The sequence below is a fragment of the Streptomyces sp. F001 genome (assembly GCF_004187715.1).
Taxonomy (GTDB): domain Bacteria; phylum Actinomycetota; class Actinomycetes; order Streptomycetales; family Streptomycetaceae; genus Streptomyces; species Streptomyces flavusporus.
This window is the reverse complement of the sequence record NZ_QZWF01000069.1, coordinates 1-8,685: the sequence shown is the minus strand read 5'-3', so window position 1 is coordinate 8,685 and position 8,685 is coordinate 1. Positions and strand designations below refer to the sequence as shown.

Annotated in this window: 6 protein-coding genes; 2 read left to right on the top strand and 4 right to left on the bottom strand. The window is 70.6% G+C overall.

Annotated elements, in window-relative coordinates; translation table 11 throughout:
* Positions 1-1,338 (top strand): hypothetical protein (locus StrepF001_RS43165; protein WP_240797978.1); only part of this gene is annotated, 1,338 nt, incomplete at its 5' end.
* Between the two features lie 90 nt (positions 1,339-1,428).
* Here the strand turns inward: StrepF001_RS43165 and StrepF001_RS43160 are convergent.
* Positions 1,429-1,785, bottom strand: a complete 357-nt coding sequence (locus tag StrepF001_RS43160; protein WP_006135694.1) for an iron-sulfur cluster assembly accessory protein — start codon at positions 1,783-1,785, stop codon at positions 1,429-1,431.
* A 331-nt stretch (positions 1,786-2,116) separates the two neighbouring features.
* Here StrepF001_RS43160 and nadA point away from each other — a divergent pair, with 331 nt between their 5' ends.
* On the top strand, positions 2,117-3,301 hold the full coding sequence (gene nadA, locus StrepF001_RS43155) for a quinolinate synthase NadA (RefSeq protein ID WP_129803545.1): 1,185 nt from the start codon (positions 2,117-2,119) through the stop codon (positions 3,299-3,301).
* A gap of 82 nt (positions 3,302-3,383) precedes the next feature.
* Here nadA and StrepF001_RS43150 read toward each other — a convergent pair whose 3' ends face one another.
* The 3 genes from StrepF001_RS43150 to StrepF001_RS43140 all read right to left on the bottom strand — a co-directional run bounded on the left by StrepF001_RS43150 (position 3,384) and on the right by StrepF001_RS43140 (position 8,564).
* Complete coding sequence (locus StrepF001_RS43150; RefSeq protein ID WP_129803544.1) at positions 3,384-6,509, bottom strand: efflux RND transporter permease subunit; 3,126 nt, start codon at positions 6,507-6,509, stop codon at positions 3,384-3,386.
* Positions 6,510-6,666: 157 nt separating this feature from the next.
* A complete protein-coding gene (locus StrepF001_RS43145) occupies positions 6,667-7,347 on the bottom strand; it encodes a response regulator transcription factor (protein WP_129803543.1) in 681 nt (226 codons plus the stop codon).
* The gene (locus StrepF001_RS43140) at positions 7,344-8,564 is read right to left on the bottom strand and encodes a sensor histidine kinase (RefSeq protein ID WP_129803542.1); all 1,221 of its coding nucleotides are present in this window, start codon (positions 8,562-8,564) and stop codon (positions 7,344-7,346) included. Before StrepF001_RS43140 ends, StrepF001_RS43145 begins: the two co-directional genes overlap by 4 nt.
* Positions 8,565-8,685: the final 121 nt, after the last annotated feature.

The following is an 8,685-nucleotide window of genomic DNA, read 5'->3' as shown; positions in this document are numbered from 1 at the left end:
AGAGACAGGGCGGGCGGTGGTGCGGGGTCCGGGGTGCCGGCCGGGGACGGTACTCCCCCGCCGCTGGCCCTCGACGGCTACTCCGAGGGCGCCACGAACGGCATCGCCCCCGGTGAGCCCGACCCGAACGGCGTCACCTACCGGGCCTCCGGCGCGCTCCCGGACGGCCCCGGCTCGGCGCCCGTGTACCGGGCGACGGGTGAGGTCACGAAGGCGGAGGTGACACGGCTCGCCGAGGCGCTCGGCCTCGACGGGACGCCGGTCGGCGAAGGGCAGGCGTGGCGGATCGGGGGCCAGGACGGTCAGGGGCCCAGCCTCCAGGTGAACCGGCAGGCGCCCGGGACCTGGACGTTCAGCCGGTACGTCCCCGGCACCGACAACTGCGAGAGCACCACCGTGTGTGCCAAGGATCCCGGCGCCCCGGCCGCCGACCCGGTGAGCGAGGCGACGGCGAGGAAGGCGGCCGCGCCCGTCCTGAAGGCGGTCGGGCAGGACGACGCCGAGGTGGACGCCGGCCAGGTCATGGGCGCCCAGCGGGTGGTGAACGCCGAGCCGGAGATCGGCGGGCTCGCCACCTACGGCTGGCCGACCGGGATCACCGTCGGCGCCGGGGGCGAAGTGGTCGCCGGCAGCGGCCAGTTGAAGGCGCCGGTGAAGGGCGACACGTATCCCGTGCTCAGCGCGGCCGAGACGCTGAAGCTGATGAACGCGGCGCAGGAGCCGGGCCACCGGGTCGGCATCGGCGGCTGCGCCAGTCCCGTACCGCTGGAGGACCGGCCCCAGGCGACCTGCGGAGAGGCGACCAGCGCCGCCCCCCGGCCGGAGCCGATCATGGTCGAGGACGCGGTGTTCGGGCTGGCCTCGCACTTCGTCCAGGCACGGCAGACGCTGGTGCCGTCCTGGCTGTTCGAGGTACGGACGCCCGGCGCCGAGGACGGTTTCACGGTCACGTATCCCGCGGTCGACCCGAAGTACCTCACCTCGACGACGCCCAGCGCGCAGCCCAGCCCGCGGCCGAGCGCGCCGGGTGACGAGCCGACGTCGGCGCCGACCACACGGGACGTGCGAGTGGAGGGCTACACCGCCGAGGGCCGGGAGCTGACCGTGAGCTTCACGGGCGGGGTGTGCGCCGACTACGAGGCGAAGGCGACCGAGACCGCCGACCGGGTGACGGTGACCGTGACGGAGACGCCGTGGAAGGACAAGGTCTGCATCCTGATCGCCAAGGTCCATCACCGCACCGTGCAGCTCGACGAGCCGCTCGGTGACCGGAAGGTGGTCGGGTCGGACGGCAAGGGGATCCCGCTGGAGAAGCCGGGGGCCCGGCTGCCTGAGTAGGAGCCGAGTCGTACAGATGTGAAGGCGGCGGCCCCCGTCTCGGGGCCGCCGCCTTCATGCTGTGTTCAGTTGTTCAGCTCGGTGCACGGCTCAGCTGAAGGAGTCGCCGCAGGCGCAGGAACCGGTCGCGTTCGGGTTGTCGATCGTGAAGCCCTGCTTCTCGATCGTGTCCACGAAGTCGATGGTGGCGCCGCCCAGGTACGGAGCGCTCATACGGTCGGTGACGACCTTGACCCCGCCGAAGTCCTTCTCCACGTCACCGTCGAGGGAACGCTCGTCGAAGAAGAGCTGGTACCGCAGGCCGGAGCAGCCGCCGGGCTGGACGGCGACGCGCAGCGCGAGGTCGTCGCGGCCTTCCTGGTCGAGCAGCGCCTTGACCTTGGACGCGGCGGCGTCGGTCAGGATGATGCCGTCGGTGACGGTGGTGGTCTCGTCCGATACGGACATCTACATCTCTCCCGGGTTGTACGGAGACTGCTTGCCGACGAGTGCAACCGGCAAGGCCGCGGATTCATTCCGGGCCGAGCACTTGCCTTTCTTCTTCATGCTCGCACATGCGTGGCAGGCCGCACAGCGCCCTGTGGACAACGCGACAACGCCTCGCGACGCCCAGGTGTCGGGATTCACGTCACATCGACGCTATGCCCATCGTCAAACTGACGTGAAGCGGTTATGATAGATAGCGTCATTTCGACGAAAAGTCGAAAAGGTGTCCCGTATGTCCCGCCGATCCGGATTCCCCGGGTCGGCGAGCCGCAGAAAAGAAAGGGTGCGTGTCGTGACCACCGCCCAGACCCAGGAGCTCGACGTACAGCCGACGCCCCTCGCCCTGCTGCTGCTCGGCCGTGAGGCCGACCCGAGGAGCGAGCGGGGCGTGGAGTGTCCCGGCGACCTGCCCTCGCCGTCCGACCCGGACCTGGTCGAGCGCGCCCGCGCGGCCAAGGAGAAGCTGGGCGACAAGGTCTTCGTGCTCGGCCATCACTACCAGCGCGACGAGGTCATCCAGTTCGCCGACGTCACGGGCGACTCCTTCAAGCTGGCCCGGGACGCCGCCGCGCGCCCCGAGGCCGAGTACATCGTCTTCTGCGGTGTGCACTTCATGGCGGAGTCCGCGGACATCCTGACGAGCGACGACCAGAAGGTCGTACTGCCCGACCTGGCGGCCGGCTGCTCGATGGCCGACATGGCGACGGCCGAGCAGGTCGCCGAGTGCTGGGACGTGCTGACCGAGGCCGGCATCGCCGAGCAGGTCGTGCCGGTCTCGTACATGAACTCGTCCGCGGACATCAAGGCGTTCACGGGCAAGCACGGCGGCACGATCTGCACGTCGTCGAACGCCAAGCGCGCCCTGGACTGGGCCTTCGAGCAGGGCGAGAAGGTGCTGTTCCTGCCCGACCAGCACCTCGGCCGCAACACCGCCGTCCGCGACATGGGCATGTCGCTGGAGGACTGTGTCGTCTACAACCCGCACAAGCCGAACGGCGGGCTGACCGCCGACGAGCTGCGCGCCGCGAAGATGATCCTGTGGCGGGGCCACTGCTCGGTGCACGGCCGCTTCAACCTCGACTCGGTCAACGACGTGCGCGAGCGCATCCCGGGCGTCAACGTCCTGGTCCACCCCGAGTGCAAGCACGAGGTGGTCTCGGCCGCGGACTACGTCGGCTCGACGGAGTACATCATCAAGACCCTCGAGGCGGCGCCGGCCGGATCCAAGTGGGCCATCGGCACCGAGCTGAACCTGGTCCGCCGTCTGGCGAACCGTTTCGCGCCCGAGGGCAAGGAGGTCGTCTTCCTCGACCGGACGGTGTGCTTCTGCTCGACCATGAACCGCATCGACCTGCCGCACCTCGTCTGGGCGCTGGAGTCCCTCGCCGAGGGCAACCTCGTCAACCGCATCGAGGTGGACAAGGAGACGGAGGCGTTCGCGAAGCTGGCGCTGGAGCGGATGCTGGCACTGCCGTAAACGCTGATCCGGCTCTGCCGTAAACGCCGGTAAGGGGTGCCCTCCCAGGGAGGGCACCCCTTGCTCATGCGATCGGTGAGCCTCAGACTCCGGCCGGCTCCGGGGACTTGTCCTCGTCGGCCAGGGGTGCCGCGCCGGACTTCTTCGCCCGCTTCGCCGCCCGCTTCTTCGCCCGGCGCTCCTTGCGGAGCTCCAGCATCGCGTACAGCGTCGGGACCAGGAGCAGGGTCAGCAGCGTGGAGCTGATCAGACCACCGATCACGACCACCGCCAGCGGCTGGGCGATGAAGCCGCCCTCGCCGGTGATGCCCAGGGCCATCGGGAGCAGGGCGAAGATCGTCGCCAGGGCCGTCATGAGGATCGGGCGCAGACGGTGGCGGCCGCCCTCGACCACGGCCTCGACGACGCCGTAACCCTGCCTGCGGTACTGGTTGATGAGGTCGATCAGCACGATCGCGTTGGTCACCACGATGCCGATCAGCATCAGCATGCCGATCATCGCGGGGACGCCCATCGGGGTGTCCGTGGCGATCAGCAGGCCGATCGCGCCCGTCGCGGCGAACGGGATCGACACCAGCAGGATCAGCGGCTGGGCGAGCGAACGGAACGTCGCGACCAGCAGCATGAACACGATCGCGATCGCCGCCAGCATCGCCAGGCCCAGGTTGGCGAAGGCCTCGTCCTGGTCCTCGGAGACACCGCCGATCTCGGCCGTGGCGCCCTCCGGGAGGTCCAGCGCGTTGATCTCCGACTGGAGGTCGGCGCTCACCGCACCCGTGTTGTCGCCGGTCGGCTTGGCGGTGATGGTCGCCGCGCGCTGACCGTCGATCCGGGTCATGGAGACCGGCCCGTCGACGACCCGCACGGTCGCGATGTCACCCAGCTTCACCGGGCCCAGGGAGAGGTTCTTCAGCTGGGCCATGGTCTCGGCCGGCTTCGCCGACTTGATGACGACGTCCCGCTCGGTGTCGTCCAGCGTCGCCTTGGCCGCGGTCGTGCCGCGCACCGCCTGCGCCACCGCGGCACCCAGCGTCTGGTCGTTGAAGCCGGCGGCGGCCGCCTCGTCCTTGGCCGTCACGGAGATGCGCGGCACGCTCTGCGCCAGGTCGCTGGTGACGTCGGTGACGTCGTCCAGGCCGGCCACCGCCTTGCGGACCTCCTCGGCGGCCGTGCGCAGCGCATCCGCGTCGGCCGCCTTCACGACCACGCTCAGGTCCTGGCTGCCGAAGCCGTCACCGGCGGCGATGGTGGTCGTACCGATGCCGGAGAGGTCCGCCAGGCCCTTCTCGAGGCGGTCGTGGACGTCCTCGTACGAGGCCGAGTCGTCCAGCATGACCGAGTACGAGGCCTGGTTGGTGTCCGTGCCGCCGCCGAAGGCGGCCATGAAGCCGGACGAACCGACCGTCACCTGGTAGTCCTTGACGCCCTCGGTGTCGGCGAGGAGCTGCTCGACCTTCTGCGCCTGGGCGTCGGTCGCCGCCAGGCTGGTGCCCGGCTTCAACTCCTGCTTGACGGTGAGGACCTCCTGCTCGCCCTGGTCGAAGAAGTTGGTCTTCAGCAGCGGCGCCATGCCGAAGGTGCCGATGAGGACCACGACCGCGATCGCCACGCTGGTCAGGCGGCGACGGGTGGCGAAGCGCAGGACGGGGACGTAGAGGCGCTGGAGCCTGCTCTTCGCCTCCTTCTCCTCCGCCTGCCGACGCGCCTCGTCGGCGTCCTCGGGGGTGCCCTTCGGGGCGCGCAGGAACCAGTACGACAGGACCGGCACGACCGTCAGCGAGACCAGCAGGGACGCCAGCAGGGCGGCCGTGACGGTCAGGCTGAACGAGCCGAACAGAGCGCCCACCATGCCGCCGACCAGGCCGATCGGCAGGAACACCGCGACCGTGGTGAGGGTCGAGGAGGTGACCGCGCCCGCGACCTCACGGACCGCCTTGAGGATCGCCTCCTGGCGCTCCTCGCCGTAGCCGAGGTGCCGCTTGATGTTCTCCAGGACCACGATCGAGTCGTCGACGACCCGGCCGATCGCGATGGTCAGGGCGCCCAGGGTGAGCATGTTCAGGGACAGGTCCCTCGTCCACAGCACGATCAGGGCCAGGACGACGGAGAGCGGGATGCTCACCGCCGTGACCAGGGTCGAGCGGATCGACGCCAGGAAGACCAGGATGACGAGGACCGCGAAGACCAGGCCCAGCGCGCCCTCCGTCGTCAGGCCCTCGATGGACTTCGACACCGCCGGGCCCTGGTCGCTGACGACCGTGACGGTGGCACCGGAGCCGAGGTCCTCCCGCATCTCGGGCAGCTTGTCCTCGACCGCGTTCGAGATGGCGACCGCGCTGCCGTCGTGGTCCATGGTGACGGCGACGGCGAGGCTGGGCTTGCCGTTGGTGCGGGTGAGGGAGTCGGCGGTGGCCTGCTCCTCCTTCACCGTGGCGACATCGCCCAGGCGTACGGGCTTGTCGACACCCTCGCCGGTGATCATCAGGTCCTTGATCTGCTTCAGCGAGGTGAAGGCGCCGCCGACCTGCACGGTGCGGTTGCTGCCGTCCTCGTCGAAGGAGCCGGCCGGGACGGTGGCGCCGCCCGCCTGGAGGGCCTGCGCCAGGGTCTGCGTGGTCAGGCCCGCCTTCGCCAGCTCCCGGTCGTCCGGGGTGACGGCGACCTGGAGGTCCCGTACGCCCTCGACGGAGACCTGGCGGACACCGTCGATGCCCTTCAGGTCCGGGACGACGGTCCGGTCGAGCCGGTCGGCGAGGGCCTGCTGGTCCTCGCCGGAGGTGACGGCGAGGACGACGGTCGGTATGTCGTCCGTGGAACCGGCGACGACCTGCGGGTCGACGTCGTCCGGGAGCTGCACGCGGGCCCGGTTGACGGCCTGCTGGACATCGGCGACGAGCTGCTTGGTGTCGTTGCCGTAGTCGAAGGACGCCATGATCACGGCGTTGCCCTCGCTCGCCGTGGAGGTGACGCCGGTGATGCCGTCGACGGCCTCGAGGTTGTCCTCGATGGGCTCGACGACCTGCTTCTCGACCACGTCCGGGGACGCGCCCTGGTACGGCGCGAGGACCGACACCATGGGCAGTTCGATGGTGGGCAGCAGCTGCTGCTTGAGCTGCGGGATCGCGATCGCACCGAAGGCGAGCGCGATGATGGACATCAGCCCTATCAGGGCCCGTTGCGCGAGGCTGAATCTTGACAGCCAGGACATGGGTCAGCGTCTCTCTTCCGTGGCCTGAGCGGAGGTGCAGGCGCACAGGTGAGCGCCCACCCCACCACCCTGAGCCATGGGAAACCGCCGATCCGTCGCCCCCAGGTCCATTTCCTTATACGGCGCATACTGCGGGTGGAGTAGGGACGCAATGCGGTCAGTCCACCCTTGGACGTACCAGCCCCGACTCGTACGCGATCACCACGAGCTGCGCCCGGTCCCGCGCGCCGAGCTTGGCCATGGCCCGGTTGACGTGCGTCTTCACCGTGAGCGGGCTGACCTCCAGCCGCTCGGCGATCTCGTCGTTGGAGTGCCCGCCCGCGACCTGGACCAGCACCTCGCGCTCGCGCCCGGTGAGCGCGTCGAGCCGCTCGGAGCGGGCGGGATCGCGGTCCGGGGAGTCGCCGCCCTGGGCGAGGAAGCGGGCGATCAGGCCCTTGGTGGCGACCGGGGAGAGCAGCGCCTCCCCGTCGGCCGCGACCCGGATCGCGGTGAGCAGTTCGTCCGGCTCGGAGCCCTTGCCGAGGAAGCCGGAGGCGCCCGCGCGCAGCGACTGCACCACGTAGTCGTCGACCTCGAACGTCGTCAGGATGACGATCCGGACATGGGCGAGAGCGGGGTCCGCGCTGATCAGGCGGGTGGCGGCGAGACCGTCCGTGCCGGGCATCCGGATGTCCATCAGGACGACGTCGGCCCGCTGCTCCTTCGCCAGCCGTACCGCCTCCGCGCCGTCGGACGCCTCGCCGACCACCTCCATGTCGGGCTCGGAGTCGACGAGCACGCGAAAGGCGCTGCGGAGCAGCGCCTGGTCGTCGGCGAGCAGGACACGGATCGTCATACGGGGTCCTTCGCTGGGCTGCTGCGGGTCTTGACCGGCAGGATCGCATGGACGCGGAAACCGCCGCCGTAGCGGGGACCGGTGGTGAGGGTGCCGCGCAGGGCGGTGACCCGCTCGCGCATGCCGAGCAGTCCGTGGCCGCCGCCGGTCACCGGGCCGTCGTCGAGGACGGTGCCGTCGTCGAGGACGGTGATCTCGATGTTCGGTCCCACGCGGACGACGCTGACCTCGGCCTTCGCGGCGGCGCCGGCGTGCTTCTGCACATTGGTGAGGGCTTCCTGGATGACGCGGTAGGCGGCCAGGTCGACGGCGGCCGGCAGGGTCGTGCCATGGTCGGCGCGGGCGACCTCGATGTGCAGGCCGGCGCTGCGGAAGGTGCCGACGAGTTCCTCGAGGCGGTCCAGGCCCGGGGCCGGTTCCGTGGGGGCCTCGGGGTCGTCGGACTGGCGGAGCAGGCCGACGGTGGCGCGCAGCTCGTTGAGTGCGGAGCGGCTGGCTTCGCGTACGTGCGCGAGGGCCTCCTTGGCCTGGTCGGGGCGCTTGTCCATGACATGGGCGGCGACCCCGGCCTGGACGTTGACCAGAGCGATGTGATGGGCGACGACGTCGTGCAGGTCACGAGCGATACGCAGCCGCTCCTCGGCGACGCGGCGGCGGGCCTCCTCCTCGCGGGTGCGTTCCGCCTTCTCGGCGCGCTCACGGATGGCGTGTACGAAGTCGCGGCGGCTGCGGACGGCGTCGCCACCGGCGGCGGCCATGCCGGTCCAGGCGAAGATGGCGAGGTTCTCCTGCGCGTACCAGGGCAGGGGGCCGGCGAGCATGGCCGCGCCGGTCAGCACGGTCATGGTGAGCAGACCGACGCGCCATGTGGTGGGGCGGTCGGTGGTGGAGGCGACGGTGTAGAGGGCGACCACCGCGGACATCGCGACGGGAGCTCTGGGGTCGCCGGTGATGCACTCGACGACGGAGAGGGTGCCGGTGAGGAGGAGGATCCGCATCGGTGCGCGGCGGCGGAACACCAGGGCGGCTGCGCCGAGGGCCATGAGGACGAGGCTGAGGGGATCCGGGGTGCGTACGCCCCAGCTGACGGCGTACTTGCCGTGCGGGTCCACGAACGAGCCGGCCACCATGCAGATCAGTACGCCGGCCGCCAGTGCCGCGTCCAGCGCCATGGGGTGCGCCTTCAGCTGGCGGCGGGCGCGGTCGAGGGTGGTCACGGGTGTTTACGGTAGCTGGGCGCGACGTCGGTGCGAATGGGTGCCCGGCGTGGGCGCCGGCCGGAGGGGCCGCTGGCCCGCGCTGGCGGGTGCCTCCCCCACTCTCGGCTTCTCCCCCACG